This window comes from Pseudoalteromonas sp. SWYJZ19 (genome assembly GCF_015864375.1).
Classification (GTDB): Bacteria; Pseudomonadota; Gammaproteobacteria; order Enterobacterales; family Alteromonadaceae; genus Pseudoalteromonas; species Pseudoalteromonas arctica.
Genome location: NZ_JADYXI010000005.1, coordinates 135589 through 152174, shown reverse-complemented (window position 1 = coordinate 152174; position 16586 = coordinate 135589). Strand labels below are relative to the sequence as shown.

At 38.8% G+C, this 16586-nt stretch carries 13 protein-coding genes and 1 other annotated feature; of the genes, 9 read left to right on the top strand and 4 right to left on the bottom strand.

The features are described from left to right. Positions 1-13 precede the first annotated feature (13 nt). The gene (locus I6F45_RS06995; RefSeq protein ID WP_197160051.1) at positions 14-1561 is read right to left on the bottom strand and encodes a methyl-accepting chemotaxis protein; all 1548 of its coding nucleotides are present in this window, start codon (positions 1559-1561) and stop codon (positions 14-16) included. Positions 1562-2148: 587 nt separating this feature from the next. On the opposite strand from I6F45_RS06995, the gene gshA reads away from it, so the two are divergent. Both gshA and I6F45_RS06985 read left to right on the top strand, forming a co-directional pair. Continuing rightward, complete coding sequence (gshA, locus tag I6F45_RS06990) at positions 2149-3726, top strand: glutamate--cysteine ligase (RefSeq protein WP_165729582.1); 1578 nt, start codon at positions 2149-2151, stop codon at positions 3724-3726. 144 nt (positions 3727-3870) lie between these two features. Beyond that, positions 3871-4482, top strand: coding sequence for a transglycosylase SLT domain-containing protein (locus I6F45_RS06985; RefSeq protein ID WP_010554629.1), 612 nt, complete (start codon positions 3871-3873; stop codon positions 4480-4482). 48 nt (positions 4483-4530) lie between these two features. Here the strand turns inward: I6F45_RS06985 and I6F45_RS06980 are convergent, their stop codons facing one another. Next, the gene (locus I6F45_RS06980; RefSeq protein ID WP_007581396.1) at positions 4531-5799 is read right to left on the bottom strand and encodes an HlyC/CorC family transporter; all 1269 of its coding nucleotides are present in this window, start codon (positions 5797-5799) and stop codon (positions 4531-4533) included. A 61-nt stretch (positions 5800-5860) separates the two neighbouring features. Then, positions 5861-6667, bottom strand: a complete 807-nt coding sequence (locus I6F45_RS06975; RefSeq protein WP_024593585.1) for a cytochrome C assembly family protein — start codon at positions 6665-6667, stop codon at positions 5861-5863. 253 nt (positions 6668-6920) lie between these two features. On the opposite strand from I6F45_RS06975, the gene ffh reads away from it, so the two are divergent. The 6 genes from ffh (at position 6921) to tyrA (ending at position 11920) form a co-directional block, all read left to right on the top strand. Beyond that, positions 6921-8300, top strand: coding sequence for a signal recognition particle protein (gene ffh, locus I6F45_RS06970; protein ID WP_007581399.1), 1380 nt, complete (start codon positions 6921-6923; stop codon positions 8298-8300). Positions 8301-8560: 260 nt separating this feature from the next. Then, complete coding sequence (rpsP, locus tag I6F45_RS06965) at positions 8561-8809, top strand: 30S ribosomal protein S16 (protein WP_002962192.1); 249 nt, start codon at positions 8561-8563, stop codon at positions 8807-8809. 17 nt (positions 8810-8826) lie between these two features. After that, positions 8827-9363 (top strand): ribosome maturation factor RimM, encoded by a 537-nt coding sequence (rimM, locus tag I6F45_RS06960; protein WP_010554631.1) that lies wholly within the window; start codon positions 8827-8829, stop codon positions 9361-9363. Next, positions 9363-10130: a tRNA (guanosine(37)-N1)-methyltransferase TrmD gene (gene trmD, locus I6F45_RS06955; RefSeq protein WP_007581405.1), complete on the top strand. Its 768-nt coding sequence runs from the start codon at positions 9363-9365 to the stop codon at positions 10128-10130. The genes rimM and trmD overlap by 1 nt, the downstream gene beginning before the upstream one ends. A gap of 33 nt (positions 10131-10163) precedes the next feature. Further along, the gene (rplS, locus tag I6F45_RS06950) at positions 10164-10523 is read left to right on the top strand and encodes a 50S ribosomal protein L19 (RefSeq protein ID WP_007581406.1); all 360 of its coding nucleotides are present in this window, start codon (positions 10164-10166) and stop codon (positions 10521-10523) included. Positions 10524-10786: 263 nt separating this feature from the next. Further along, positions 10787-11920 carry a bifunctional chorismate mutase/prephenate dehydrogenase gene (gene tyrA, locus I6F45_RS06945; protein WP_010554632.1) on the top strand — a complete coding sequence of 378 codons (1134 nt, stop codon included), beginning with the start codon at positions 10787-10789 and terminating at the stop codon, positions 11918-11920. Between the two features lie 127 nt (positions 11921-12047). On the opposite strand, the gene I6F45_RS06940 is transcribed toward tyrA, so the two are convergent. Continuing rightward, positions 12048-13205: a chorismate mutase gene (locus I6F45_RS06940; protein ID WP_007581410.1), complete on the bottom strand. Its 1158-nt coding sequence runs from the start codon at positions 13203-13205 to the stop codon at positions 12048-12050. 44 nt (positions 13206-13249) lie between these two features. Further along, positions 13250-13367, bottom strand: a sequence feature (Phe leader region). A gap of 192 nt (positions 13368-13559) precedes the next feature. Here I6F45_RS06940 and I6F45_RS06935 point away from each other — a divergent pair. Beyond that, a complete protein-coding gene (locus I6F45_RS06935) occupies positions 13560-16574 on the top strand; it encodes a bifunctional diguanylate cyclase/phosphodiesterase (RefSeq protein WP_021032079.1) in 3015 nt (1004 codons plus the stop codon). The last annotated feature ends 12 nt before the right edge of the window (positions 16575-16586 follow it).

The window sequence follows — 16586 nt, the reverse complement described above, 5'->3', positions numbered from 1 at the left end:
TATATTGCTAGGTCTAAACTTTAAACGTAAGTAATAAATCGTTCACCCTACGCGAACCTTCAACAAGCTCAGCTGCTCCCGTAGCCACATTAAAGCTTAAGCTTAAGTTTTCATCACCAAAGTCTTTAATTTGCGAAACATTATTACTAATGTCGTTACTAACCATTTGTTGCTCTTCTGCAGCCGATGATATTTGTATTGCCAAATCAGATATTTCACTTATTTGTATAAAAATACCCTCAAGTTCAACTTGGGTTTTATCGGTTGTCAGCACACAGTTATCGGCTTGTGCTTTAGTGCTTTGCATTACTTTAGACCAGCTAAATAACGTATCTTGTATTTCTTTAATAGAACTGTGGATTTGTGTTGTCGCATTTTGAGTACGAGACGAAAGAGTCCTTACTTCATCGGCGACTACAGCAAAGCCTCGGCCATGTTCTCCCGCTCTAGCTGCTTCTATTGCTGCATTTAGGGCAAGTAAGTTAGTTTGATCGGCAATTCCCTCTATTTCACTCATTACCTTACCAATTTTATCGGCTTCAGAGGCTAAGCTGGTGGCTGTGGTTGCAGCCTCTTCTACTTGAAAAGCTAAATCAGATACCATTTTACTATTATCGGCAATATGCTCTTTTATTTCAGAGCAGCTTTGATGGGTGTTATTTACTTTATCAGCTGTTTGAGAAGTATTTACTGATATTTCCCCAATGGTAGAACTCATTTGAGTCATCGCTGATGCAATTTGCTCTAAACGTTCACCTTGTGAAGAAATACCTTTTTCAGTAAGCGTTGATTGTTTATCTAGATTAGTGGCGATACCATTTAAGCTTAGTGTAGAGTCTTTCATACGGCCAAGAACAGTACGCAATTTTGCACTTAGCATTTGCTCTCTATAATCACTTACGCTATGCGGTGTATGGCCGCTGTAAATATAGCGAGAGATTGAATCGGCTTTTGCTTTTTGTTCGCGTAATATTTTAGGGGTAACAATCAGTTCGTCATAATTTAGCGCAATAACTAAGGCGCACATCAATAGGCTAATTACAGCTAAAGAGATTGATCCCGTAACAGCAATAAAAATCAGCCAAAGTAATAGGCATATAAAAGTAATGCCTTGTCTTATTGTGGTGTGTTCTCGTAGTTTAAATGATGACTTATTGGCATTTATTTTGTTGTAAAGAGCGTGTGCACGTTGCTTAAGTTGAGAGCTTGCTTTAGTTCTTACTGATTGATAACCAACAAGTCGGCTATGCTCAAAAATAGGGGTTACAAAGGCATCTACCCAATAATAACGGCCATCTTTACAGCGGTTTTTAACCATGCCGCGCCACGAGTGCTCTTGTTTTAATGTTGCCCACATTTCTTTAAAGGCCGCTTTTGGCATATCAGGGTGACGAACAATATTATGATGCTGACCGATAAGCTCTTGTGCGCTATAACCTGCTACAGAGCAAAACTCTTGATTGACGTATGTTATTACACCCTTGAGGTCGGTAGTAGAAACAAGCTCTTGTGACTCATCAAAGTATACTTCTTTATTTTTTAAGCTTTTATCATTGTGCATTATGTTTATTATCATCCTTTATTGTTGCTGTCATTATATTGGTTACACACTACAAAGCAAAAAATAGCGTCTTTCCTTTTATGCTCATAAGGCAAATAATTGTTTTTATTGATCTAGATCAAATTTAAATATCGAGTAGCTAAATTGAACTCATTTTAAATAAGTTCCGGTCTATTATTTTAGGCTTATATTTTGCGTATTTAATTTATACTTAAATACGCATTTAAAGCATTTGTATAATGCCCAGAGCAATGGCAATATTACGACTTAATATAATGATGTTGGTCATATTGAGCGCATGTATAGAGTGGGTAAATAATTATTAACTTAGAAAAATTATATTGTTCTAGCAATTTATACCAGTTGCATTAAATAAGTGATCAATTATAGCGCTAAGAAAATAGCACAATAACAAGGCGAAAATTATGACATATAGTTGTTCTATATGAATAATTTTTAACGCAGTGAGTGCGCTATTTAATGCGATAGAATGATCATATTTTCAATAAAATTGGTATTAATCTTGAGTCTAAGTAATTAGCCCCCATAACCTTATGATTAAGCCACGTGGCCCGAGGAAAGATTTTTTGACAACACATGATTTAACTAACGCACTTGAAGCGTTATCAGTAAATGAGCACCAACATGCAGTTAAAGGCATTAAACGTGGCATAGAGCGAGAGTCGCTAAGAATACAAGATAATGGTGCAATATCACCTCAAGGTCACCCAAAAGGTGTGGGCAGTGCGTTAACTAACGGCCATATCACAACTGATTTTTCTGAGTCTTTACTTGAATTTATTACTCCAGTTAGTGAATCGTCAACGCAAACGCTTAAGCAATTAAAAGACCTTCAAAAGTTCACTCTAGAAAAAATGGGCGATGAACTACTTTGGCCCATTAGCATGCCGTGTTTTATTGAGCACCAAGACGATATAGTGCTAGCTCAGTTTGGTAGTTCAAATACTGGTCAAATGAAAACACTATACCGTGAAGGATTAAAAAATCGCTACGGTAGTATGATGCAAGCAATTGCAGGTGTTCACTTTAATATTTCATTCCCAGATACGCTTTGGCAGTCACTTCATTCTTTACAAAAAAGCAATGCAAGCCTTCAAGATTTTATTTCAGAAGGCTACTTATCGCTTATTCGTAACTTTAAACGCGAACTATGGCTAATAAGTTACATGTTTGGCGCATCGCCAGCATTGTGTAACTCATTTTTGCAAGGTCGAAAAACTGACTTACCATTTAAAAAACTAGGTAAAGGCACGCTTTACTTAGAAGTTGGTACAGCACTGCGTTTAGGTAATTTAGGTTATACAAATAGCGCTCAGTCGTCACTACGCGTAATGTATAACTCGTTAGATGAATATGTAGCGGGCCTTAAAAAAGCAATCAACACACCATCAGAAATTTATGGTGATCTTGATGACTACAAGAGTGAAAACCCTAAGCAGTTAAATAAAAATATTCTGCAGATTGAAAACGAATTTTACTCGCCAATTCGTCCTAAGCGCAATGCGAAAAGTGGCGAAACGCCAACGGATGCATTGCTTCGAGCAGGCATTGAATACGTAGAAATTCGCGCATTAGACGTTAACCCGTTTAGCGAAGTTGGTATTGATATTGAGCAAATTCACTTTTTAGATGTGTTTTTAACGTATTGTTTATTAAAAGATTCAGCTCCAATGGATTGGAAAGAACAAGCACGTAGTACTGAAAATCTCGACACAGTAGTAAACCAAGGTCGAGAAGAAGGGCTAATGCTTAACTTTAATAACACACAGCGTAGCCTTCAGTCGTGGGGCGATGAAATATTTACCCAGCTTACAGATGTCGCTAAATGGATGGATAATGCTTATGGTGTTAACTATTACTCAGATACTATAAAGCGCATGGCAACGTGGATACATAATCCAGAGCTTACTTACTCTGGACGTTACGTGTCACAATTAAAAGAGTCTGGTTTAGACAACGGTCACTTTGCACTAGCATTGGCTAGTAAATATAAGCAAAGCCACGCAGATACTGACTACAGCGAGTTTTTAAAGCCTTGGCTGGAACAACAAGTTGTAGAGTCTAACGAAGCACAAGCTGCAATTGAGCAAGCAGATACCCAGTCATTTACCGCGTTTTTAGATGCGTATTTTGACGGTAAATAACCTTAGTATTTAGCAACATTTAAGCAAAAAAACGCAGCCTAAGTTGGCTGCGTAAATATATTCAGGGATGAATTAATGCTGTACTGGTGCATTCATTGAGTCAGACCCACACTTTTTAGAAAAGTTCTGTGAGATCTTAGAAAAATGAAAAAAAATGCAATTATCCTATCTCTCGCCATTACTTTAGCCGGTTGTGCTACAGCGCCCCCAAAGCAACCTAACGATTTATGTAAAATCTTTGAAGAAAAGCCCGATTGGTATTTCGATGCAAAAGATGCACAAGAAAAATGGGGTTCTCCCAAGCATGTACTCATGAGTATGATGTACCAAGAAAGCTCATTTAAGCATGATGCCGCTCCGCCTATGGAGTACTTCTTATGGATAATTCCTACCGGTCGCGCAAGTGATGCCTATGGTTACTCGCAAGCTAAAACACCAACATGGTCTGATTATATTCGTGAAACAGGCAACAACGGTGCTGATAGAGATGACTTTGACGATGCAATTGACTTTATGGCGTGGTTTGTTTATAAAACGCATAAAGTAAATAAAATATCTAAATGGGATGCTTACGCACAATACCTTAATTATCATGAAGGTTGGGGTGGGTATAAGCGTGGCACGTACAAAAAGAAAAAGTGGCTAATGGGTGTTGCGAACAAAGTTAAGCACAGAGCGAGCCGTTATGGTGCACAATTAAAACACTGCGAAGAAGAGCTTGATAAAGGTTGGTTTGAACGTCTTATATTTGGCTAGATAATTATTAATGGATATAAAAAAGGAGCCAATTGGCTCCTTTTTTATTTAGCGAGAACGCTTATTCGGCAGTATCTTCACTTGTTTTATCATATTTTCTTTTACTTCGAGTACTTCAATAGGATATCCCGCGATACGCAGACTAATATTTGCATCAGGAATATTCTCCAAGTATTCAACAATTAAACCACTCAAAGTTTTAGGTCCATCGAGCGGGAAATCCCAACCCATTTCTTTATTTAAATCGCGTACGTTAGCGCCGCCATCCACAATACATGAGCCATCAGTTTGTGTTTCTACTTCTTCGCTCGGCGTACGAGTTTGCGTAGTTGTAAAATCGCCAACAACTTCTTCTAAAATATCTTCTAGGGTCACTAGGCCTTGGATGTCGCCATACTCATCTACCACTAAGCCTATGCGTTCTTTAGATTGCTGAAACTTTAATAGCTGAGTATTTAGTGATGTTCCTTCAGGGATAAAGTAAATTTCACGTACAGCCCGTAGCAAAGAGGGTTTATCAAATTGCTCTTTTGTAAGTAGACGAAGCGCATCACGTGAGTGAATAAAACCTACTGCATCATCTATATTATCGCGATACAACAACACACGAGTATGTTGCGCATGGGTAAGCTGGCGACTAATTAGTTTCCAATCGTCATTAATATCAATGGCCACAATTTCGTTTCGTGGGATCATAATATCTTCAACGGTTACTTGTTCTAAATCTAAAATTGAAGTCAGCATACTTTGATGACGAGCAGGAATAAGTGCGCCTGACTCATTGAGTACTGTTTTTAATTCTTCTTTACTCATGCTGTGTTCGTCGATTTGTGCGGCACTAATACCAAATAATCGCAATATTCCGTTGGTCATCCAGTTAATAACAACCACAAAAGGGAACATTATTTTAAGTAGCCCTTTTAAAATAATAGAGCTTGGAAAGGCAACTTTTTCAGGATAAAGAGCAGCAAGGGTTTTAGGGGTTACTTCTGCAAATATAAGCACAACTAGAGTTAACACGCCCGTTGCTATAGCAATACCTAGGTCACCGTAAAGGCGAATACCTATAATGGTTGCAACTTGGGCTGCTGCTATATTAACAAGATTATTACCGATTAAAATTAAACCGATGAGCCTATCTGGACGGCTAAGTAATTTACTGACTCGTTTAGCTGCACGATGATCCTCTTTAGCGAGGTGTCGCAGGCGTATACGATTGATTGACATAATTCCGGTTTCTGAACCAGAAAAATAAGCAGAAAAAAGCACCAAAAAACCTAAAATGATAAATAGGGTACTTGTCGATATGTCGTCCAACGATGGATCCTTTTCTTATAAATCAATGCGTATTAAGCTAGAGTGAGCAAGCAGAGTCAAGTTAAAACTTATTTAGTATCACTTCTTGTATGAAACGGCTGCCAAAATAAGCGAGTGTGAGGACAAATGCAGCGACCATGATTGTAATAACCACCGGTTTACCGCGCCAACCCTTTTTCATATGCCCGATAGCTACAACGGCAAAAATAGCCCACGCAACTAACGATAATATTGTTTTATGAATGAACTCTTTAGCGAACATTCCATCAAGAAATACAAACCCTGAAAGTAATGCAAATGTGAGTAATATAGTGCCTAAATTAAGAAGTTGGTAAAGCTGGCGCTCCACAACCATTAAAGGCGGAAGATGGCTATGTACAATTGCTAAATCTTTACGTTTTAAACGTTTATCAATAAAGTAAAACTGTACACCGTATAAAGTAGCGATAATTAAAATACAGTAGGCTAACAAAGATAAAGAGATGTGCGTTACTAAACCCACCTCAATATTGATACTTTGCAATAAAATATGATGAGGTATAAATAAACTGGCAATGGTTAGTAAGGCACCAAAACCATAAACAACGGGCAACAATAAAGTTGCAGGGAATTTTAGCGAGACAGCCGTCACCGAGACCACAATCACCCAGCACGTCAAAAGAGCGACGTTTACGATACTTAAATCTTGACCGTCGGCTCTAAAAACAGAGTTAACTAACAGCAGCATGTGCGCCACTATAGCAACCGTGCTTAAAATAACAGTTACTTTTTGGCTTGGGCCTTGTTGATGAAACAGGCGTGAAAGCACGTGAGACGTTGCTAACACATAAAATAAACTGGCAATAATAGTTAAACTAATAATCAGCATTGTGCTTGGGCCACTTAATTTGAGACAAAATAAACCTTGTTGTTATATAGCCATTGTATTTTATAGCAAAGCAAATGCATAGACCTTAAAAAAAGAAACTCATCAAGGTGCACTTGAACACTATATTGTAAGACGCCATATACGGTATACTACTTTTAATTGAAACTTAATAAGTCAATCTAGGTTAATTGAAAAATCAAATTAATCGTAAAATTTAAATGGATTGATATAAACGTCTTATCGGAACCGTTACATGTTTGAGAACCTCCAAGAACGATTAGGTAAAACCTTAAAAAATATCAGTGGCCGTGGCCGTCTGACGGAAGACAACATAAAAGACACACTTCGCGAAGTGCGTATGGCATTTTTAGAAGCCGATGTGGCATTGCCTGTTGTTCGCGACTTTGTAAAACAAGTTAAAGAACGCGCAGTTGGGGTTGAAGTTACAAAAAGCTTAAGCCCAGGCCAAGTATTTATAAAAATAGTGCGTGAAGAACTAGAAAAAGCAATGGGCGAGGCTAATGAAGAGCTAAGTCTAAATGCGCAACCGCCAGCCGTTGTAATGGTAGCGGGTCTACAAGGTGCGGGTAAAACCACCAGTGTAGCTAAGCTTGCTAAGTTTTTAAAAGAGCGAAAAAAGAAATCAGTACTTGTAGTAAGTGCCGATGTTTATCGTCCTGCGGCGATTAAACAGCTAGAAACGCTTGCAGCAGAAGTTGATGTTGATTTCTTCCCAAGTGATATTTCGCAAAAGCCAGTTGATATTGCAACCGCTGCAATTTCTCATGCTAAAAAGAAATTTATAGATGTAGTACTTGTTGATACTGCAGGTCGTCTACATGTTGATAGCAACATGATGGATGAAATTAAAGATCTTCATAAAGCAATCAATCCAATTGAAACCTTGTTCGTTGTTGATGCAATGACAGGTCAAGATGCGGCGAATACAGCTAAAGCATTCGACGAAGCATTACCACTTACCGGTGTTATATTAACAAAAACCGATGGTGATGCGCGTGGTGGTGCTGCTTTATCTATTCGTCACATCACTGGCAAGCCTATCAAGTTTATGGGTGTGGGTGAGCGCACTGACGCACTTGAACCTTTCCACCCAGACCGTATAGCGTCGCGTATTTTAGGCATGGGTGACGTACTTTCATTAATCGAAGAAGTCGAGATGAAAGTAGATAAAGAGCAAGCTGCTAGAGTTGCTGAAAAAGTATTTAAAGGCGCAGGTTTTACTCTTGATGATTTTGCTGACCAATTAAAGCAAATGAAAAGCATGGGTGGCATGATGTCAATGCTTGATAAGCTCCCTGGTATGTCTAACTTACCAGATGCTGTTAAAGGTCAAATGGGTGATAAAACATTTATCCAAATGGAAGCTATTATTAGCTCTATGACTAAAAAAGAGCGTGCACGCCCAGAAATCATTAAAGGTTCGCGTAAAAAACGCATAGCAGCTGGCTCTGGTACACAAGTACAAGAGATTAATAAGTTGCTTAAGCAGTTTACGCAAATGCAAAAAATGATGAAAAAAATGAAAGGTAAAGGCGGCATGACTAAAATGATGCGCGGTATGAAAGGCATGTTACCACCTGGAATGATGGGCGGCGGCGGTCCTAAATTTTAAAAAGTACCATTAAGTTACTTTTTAAAATAATAGCGAATCATATTTAAAGGAGCAAATAGCTCCTTTTTTGTTGAATAAATTATGCATGTAATACACCTTTAACTCTTATTTGTCGTTGAGATCACGGTTTAACCTACTAAACTGCCTTTTTGGTTCACTTCTTACTTGCGTTATTGCCAAAAACTCGTACAATTCCCCAGCTCCCCATTCTGGGGAGTAAATCTTATTAATGAAAACAGTCAATCTTTATAGAGGACGGTATGGTAACTATTCGTTTGCAACGTGGTGGCGCTAAAAAACGCCCTTTCTATCAAATTGTGGTTGCGGATAGCCGTTTCTCGCGTGACGGTCGCTTCATCGAGAAAGTAGGCTTTTTTAACCCAATTGCTTCAGGTCAAGAAGAAAAAATTCGTTTAGATTTACCACGTGTTGAACACTGGGTAGGTCAGGGCGCATCTCTTTCAGATCGCGTAGCTAAGTTAGTAAAAGACGCTCGTAAAGCGGCTTAATAGGCGTAAGTGTAACCATGAGTCAAGAGAACACCTCATCAATAATTGTCGTAGGAAAGCTCGGTGCCCCATATGGTATAAAGGGCTGGCTTAAGGTACATTCATTTACTGATGATCCCGTAGGGATCTTCGATTTCAGCCCGTGGTTGATAGGGCAGCAAGGTAAATGGCAGTCCTTAGAAGTGGTCGACTGGCGTCGCCACAACAAAGGCTTTATCGCTAAATTTGCGCAGGTAAACGACCGAGACGAAGCAATGGCTTATACCCATGCTGAAATCTCAATGGATGCAGCGCATTTACCAGAACTCCCGCAAGGTGAGTTCTATTGGCGAGATCTCATTGGCATGTCTGTTGTAACCGATAAAGGTTATAGCTTAGGCATTGTTGATGACCTGATGGAGACAGGGTCAAATGACGTACTGGTTGTTAAAGCAAACAGTAAAGACGCATTTGGTCAAGCTGAGCGTTTGATTCCTTTTTTAACTGATTCAGTTATTAAAGAAGTTAAATACGACGCAAGAGAAATTACCGTAGACTGGGATCCTGGTTTTTAATGACGCAAACTAGTTCATTATGGGTAGGGGTGATAAGCCTTTTTCCAGACATGTTTGACGCTATTACAGACCAAGGTGTTACCGGTCGCGCAGTAAAAAATGGCTTAATTGATTTTAACTGCTGGAATCCGCGAGACTACGCTTTAGATAAGCATAGAACCGTAGATGACCGTCCTTACGGGGGCGGACCTGGTATGTTAATGATGGTTGAGCCATTAAAAAAAGCGATTGCCGAAGCTAAAAAAGCAGCTGGTGATGGTGCTAAAGTAATTTATATGTCCCCGCAAGGGCGCAAACTTGATCAGCAAGGTGCTAGCGAACTCGCTAACTCTAAAAAACTGATTTTGATTGCCGGTCGCTATGAAGGTATAGATGAGAGAATAATAGAATCATATGTTGACGAAGAATGGTCAATTGGTGATTTTATTTTGAGTGGTGGTGAACTACCTGCCATGACATTAATTGACGCAGTAGCGCGATTAGTGCCAGGTGTGTTAGGTCATAACCAGTCAGCGGAACAAGATTCATTTTCGGATGGCTTGTTAGATTGTCCACACTATACACGACCAGAAACATTGGACGACAAACAGGTTCCTGCTGTATTACTCAGTGGTAACCACCAAGAGATAGCAAAATGGCGGCTTATGCAGTCATTAGGCAGAACTTGGTTACGACGTCCTGACTTGTTGCATAACCTAGCTCTGACTGAGGAGCAAGCGGTATTACTCGCGAAATTTCAGCAAGAGTACCAAAAAGCTTGTGGCTAGAAGACAGTTACACCTAGGAAAGTGAGAAACATAATGGCAAAAGTAAACCAAAATATTATTAAAGCGCTTGAAGATGAGCAGCTTAAAACAGACGTACCTGCATTTGGCCCTGGTGATACAGTGGTTGTACAGGTAAAAGTAAAAGAAGGTGCTAAAGAGCGTCTACAGGCCTTTGAAGGTGTTGTAATCGCTAAGCGTAATCGTGGTCTTCACTCAGCATTCACAGTTCGTAAAATCTCGAACGGTGAAGGCGTTGAGCGTGTATTCCAAACGCACAGCCCTCTTATTGATAGCGTAACAGTTAAGCGTCGCGGTGCAGTTCGCCGTGCTAAGCTTTACTATCTACGTGAGCGTTCTGGTAAATCTGCACGTATTAGAGAAAAACTTAACTAATACGCGCTGTTTATCAACGCAAAAAAACGGGTTGCATCCTTCGGGTTGCAACCCGTTTTGGTTTTAGAATATTATTTTCTCAATTCTCAATTCTCAATTCTCAATTCTCAATTCTCAATTCTCAATTCTCAATTCCTCATTAGTAAAATTTCCGCTTTAGCCTTTTCTCAGTTAGCTGATCCTGTTAGTATTTATCGTATTGATTAGTTTACTTTTATGTAAATTTATATTTACGTTATTTGGTTTTTTAAGGTGGGACGAACGTGGCTGACATAAGTGATTTAGCACAGCTAAGAGAAGGTATAGATGAATGCGATGCACAACTTGTTGCCTTACTTGCTAAACGTAATGGTATTACGCAAAAAATTGGTGAGATAAAACAACAAACAGGCGCACCTTTACATGCACCTGCCCGTGAAGCAGAGCTATTAGCGGCAAGACGACAAGAAGCAATAAATCAAAATGTAAGCCCAGATCTCGTTGAAGATATACTTAGACGTATGATGCGAGAAGCCTATCAAAACCAACAAGCAAAACTTGCATGCGCAGCGCCAGAGCTTTCGCCAATTGTAATTGTGGGTGGTCAAGGCGCCATGGGCCAGTTATTTGCACAGCAGTTTATTCGCTCAGGTTACGAAGTTAAAATTTTAGATAAAGATCAGCAAAACGATGCTAAAAGTATTTTAAAAGGTGCCAAGCTGGTAATGATTAGCGTACCTATTAATGCATTGGACGCTGTCGTTGCTAAGTTACCTAAACTAGATGAAGACTGTTTACTAGTTGATATTACATCGGTAAAGCAATCGCCTATTAAAGCACTAAAAGCTGCGCACAGTGGCCCTGTGGTTGGTTTACATCCTATGTTTGGGCCTGATATATCACACTGGGTAAAACAAACAGTTGTTGTATGTGAAGGGCGAGAACACCAAGCGGCAAAAGGTTTGTTACAGCAGTTACAAGTATGGGGTTGTCAGCTTGTTGAACTTGATGCTAAAAAGCATGATGAAGCAATGCAAATTATTCAGGTAATGCGCCATTTAACGACATTTGTGTACGGACAATTTCTAGCAAAACAAAGTCATACACTAGAAGAATTACGTAGCTGCTCGTCACCTATATATCAATTAGAACTGATGATGGTAGGGCGTTTATTTGCGCAGTCGCCTGAGCTTTACTCAGATATTATGCTAGCACAATTCGATGATGTAGAAACCTTACTTGCACAGTACCAAGATACCTTCGCAAGTACATTAGCAAAATTAAAAGCGGGAGATAAAGCAGCGCTTATTGACTCTTTTGCTGAGGCTAAAGTTTACTTTTCTGACTCGACAGAACACTTTTTAACGCAAAGCAGGAGCTTATTAAATAAAGCGAATGATTCAAAAGTTTTAGATTAATATTTGTTATACCGTTTGCTTAAGTATGGGGATTTAATTCGTTAAATTGCTAAAATATTTATGCAGACTGGTACTAGTTAACGAAAAAGGGCCGATATCGGCCCTTTTTGATTTGTAAAATTGCTTATTAAGTATTTACGCTTACTGCCTGTAGTGACTCGCTTTGGTAGCATCCTAAAATACGTACATATTGGGTGTGCTCTTTAAGTTCTTCTAGCGCTTCTTTTACTTGGCTTTCAGCTAAGTTTGCTTCTAGGTCAACATAAAAAACTTCTTCCCACGGATTGCCCGGAGTAGGGCGAGATTCAAGTTTTACTAAATTAATCTTATGCTGCTTAAAAATCATTAACGCATCGGCTAGTGAGCCCGCTTGTTGTTTTGTCGACATGATCAAACTAGTTTTAGTTGGAATTTGGTTAGACACTTGTAGAGGCTTACGTGCAACAACAATAAAGCGGCTATGGTTTTCGCTTTGATTAGCTAGGTTTGATTTAATAACCTCAAGCCCTACGTTTTTCCCCGCTTGTGCAGAGCCAATTGCAGCACTGTATGGTGTGTTCAGAGCTGATTGTAGCGCGCTTGATGTTGAGTCACATGTTTCGTGTTGTAAATCACCTAAGCCCTGTAAAAAGCGGCTGCACTGCGCAAATGGTTGTGGGTGTGCAAATATTTTTGTTAGTTGACTAAGTTCAGTATCGGGGTTGGCGAGTAAGCAATGCTCTACACTGTGAGTTACTTCTCCAACAATAGACACTTGCGCGTGCTGTAATAAGTCAAACACCTCGTTAATACTGCCAGAGCTTGTGTTTTCAATGGGTAATAAACCAAAATCAGCTTGGCCGTTTTCTACTTTACCTGTTATTTCGTCAAACGATGTACAGCCAATTTCAACTAATTTACCCGGGCGGCGGCTAAAATATTTATGGCATGCTAGTTGGCTATAAGAACCCTGACCACCTAAGTAAGTTACACGGTGTGTTTCACTAAGGGCATCTGGATTCAGGTTTTTTTGTAGCATTGCTTGTTGGTGTAAAACAGAGTCTTCCAAAATAGTTTGAAAAACATTATTCACGTAGTAAGCATCTAAACCTAGTGATTTACCATAACCAATCAGTTTCTCTAAAAGTGCGAGTTCACGTGCTTCATCGCGAATTGGCTTGTTGTTAGCAATTTTATACTCAACCACACCGTGGCTAATACGACGACGTTTAGCTAATAACACGAGTAAATCGGAGTCTATTTCATTTATATCGTGTCTTAGTGCATTTAATACATCATTTGTCATTTTGGTATCCTCATTCCAAAAGTAGGCTGTTATTACACAGCAAAAACAAAAAAGCCTCCCGGTTGGGAGGCTTTACTATTCGATTGATTTTATCTCACAAACAGGGAAGCCTCTTCTATATAAAGAAGCTAAAAAACGAAAAAAAAGTGCGAGAGATAAATATATTCATACAGTTAATGTATGGAGAGTTGCTAACAATGTCAATAAAGATCTAAATAAGCTTAGAGTACTATTTATTTCCCTATATTAGTTTTTATAGAAAGTTTACAAATAATTTATAAATATGAATGCGGATCTGGTATATTTCGTTAACTGGTTCAAATAATAACAATTATTAATAATTAAGGTTGACCCGTGGTTTACAGACGCCCTCCATCGCGTTTTGGATTGAATTCTTTAAGTGTAAAACTATCGCTACTCATATCCGCTATTTGCTTAATAGCTGGGGTATGTGCGGCTGCCTTAATGCTTAAATCTGAAGAGAAACAACTCGTTTTTGAAGAACACGAAGTTTTAAAAAGCTCGACAGATTTATTAGTGAAGCAATTTAATGAGCGCATTAAAACAAAAGTAAATATTGCTCAGCAAGCTAATAACGTAGTAACACAACAACTTTTTCAACCCAATTCACCAATTAATTTAAGTAATAAATCACAGTTACAATTTAATAGTGACGGTACGATTCGAAGTGCCTCGGCTGATGGTTTATCAGCAGCATTTTTACCACAGCAAAATTACTCTCCTTTTTATAAACGCCTATTTAATGATTCTGAGATGCTGTGGCGTATAATTTCTCCTACACTGGTACACGACTTTTTTAACTTTTATCTAATAACAGATGATGATTTTATTCGTGTTTCTCCTCCAAATTGGGCATTAAACGCACCTGCCGACTTTAGAGCAACGAATGGCTCAACCTATAAATCGATTAAAAGCACGCTTGAAACAGTAAGAGAGCCTGCATGGTCAAAAGTCTATTACGATACAGTATGGCGCAAATGGGTTATTAGCTTACTAGTGCCAGTTTATGTCGATAATGAGTTTTTAGGTGTGACGGGGAGCGATATTTCCCTCAACAAACTTATTTCGTTTTTACCTGTTGGTGATAAAGAAAAACACCTACTTGTGTTTGATAGTAAAGGGCAATTGTTAGCACACCCAGATCTAAATCCGACCTTACTAGCCGACTATGGTAGTGATAATAAAGCACTCGCTACTAATGAATTTGTAAACCCAGCGCTGCAGTCGATTATTGACGATGTAATTGCGGTGAAGTTACCTGAATACGCAAATTCGTTTGAAAAAAATGACGAAGCTCATATTATCAATATTCGTAAGATTGATGACTTAGATTGGTACATAGGGGTATATAAAAAGCGTTCATCTACGTTATCTGCATTACAAGATTTAAAACTGAAGTTTTTTGGTCTCTTTATTTTATACGCAATATTAGTTGCCTTATTGCTGCATCAAGCGCTTTATCAACTAGTCCTTCGCCGTTTACATACTTTGGTTTATGCAGTTACAAGTTTTGGCAAAGGTCAATTAACTACAGAATTCCCACCAGAAAACAAAGACGAAATTGGCACGCTTAATGGCTCATTTAGAGACATGACGGTAGAAATTCGCAAACTTATCGATGGCTTAAACCAGAGAATCACAGAAAAAGAAATTGCTGAAAAAGCAGCTAACCGTTTATCTAAAGCGGTAGCATTCTCTGGCACTGGGGTTGTGATCACCGATGAGAATTTTGTAATTGAATACGTAAATCCAAAAATGCTCGAAATGACCGGCTACCCAGAAAGTCATTTTAATAGAGCACCATTACTTAATATTATTGCCTCAGAAATGTCTATTTTAGTTGAAGATATAGACATAGATTTACGCAGCCGTAATTACTGGCGCGGTGATACATTAATTCAAGGCTTGAATAAAGAGCCAATTTGGGTATCTTTAAGTGTTTCGCCAATTCGTGAAGAGGGCGGTGAAATAACCAGCTATGTAGCATCTGCACAAGACATTTCGTTTGTAAAAGAAAGCCAGCGTAAAATGGAGCAGCTTGCTTACTTTGATACCCTTACGGGCCTTGCCAACAGAACGTTTTTTAGAATGCAATTACGTAAGTCAATGGCATTAGCAGAACGCGGGCACTATGCATTTGCATTGTTTTACTTTGATTTAGACGAATTTAAACGTATTAACGATACATTAGGTCACGATGCCGGCGATCAATTATTAATTGAAGTGGCAAACAGACTTAAAAAACGTTTACGAGCCGAGGATACCATAGCGCGCTTAGGTGGTGATGAATTTGCAGTATTACTCAGTGGTATAGAAAGCCAAGCTCACGCGACTGATGTTGCCAATACAATTCAAAAAACACTGAATGTGCCTATAAAACTAGGTAGTAATGAAGTTATTGTGAGCGCGAGTATTGGTATTACAATGGCTCCGTACGATAGCCTAGAAGAGGATCAGTTATTAAAACATGCTGACTTAGCAATGTATGAGGCAAAAGCAAAAGGGCGTAATACATTCCATTTTTATAGCCAAGAATTGAACGCAGCTGCTAATGAGCGTTTATTTATTGAAAATGAGCTACGTATAGGACTAAAAGAAAAACAGTTTGTAGTTTACTACCAACCTCAAGTTGATAGTCGTACTCATCAGGTCATTGGCTATGAAGCGTTATTAAGATGGTTCCACCCAACTGAAGGCGCAATCCCTCCAGATAAATTTATTCCTATTGCAGAAGCGACAGGCCTTATAGTTGAATTAGGCGAATGGGTGCTTCAAGAGTCTTGTGATTTTGCCGTAAGATTAACAAAGCAAGGCTTAGAAAATAATATATCGATAAACTTATCGGCTCGCCAGTTCAAAGACTCAAGCTTAGTCTCAACACTGAGTAAAATGATAATTAGGACGGGTGTTTCGGCTAAGCGCCTTCACTTAGAGCTGACTGAAAGTATGCTAATGGGAAATGTAGAAGCTGCAATTACACAACTCCACGAGCTTAAAGCCTTAGGTATATCTATTTCTATTGATGATTTTGGTACTGGCTATTCGTCACTCAGTTACTTAAAACGATTCCCGGTTGATATATTGAAAATTGACCGTTCATTTGTAAAAGATATCCCTGAGGATACAAATGATATGGAAATTACTGCCGCTATTATTGCCATGGCGCAAAAGTTAAAGCTAGACGTGGTCGCAGAAGGGGTTGAGACAATAGAGCAGATGCAGTTTTTACAAAATAATAATTGTTTCATTGTACAAGGCTATTATTTTAGTAAACCAATTGCTGAGCACGAACTACCAAAATTGTATGAAAGGTTAAATGAACTCTCAAATAGCGAAGTAAGTAGTTAATAAAATTGCGGG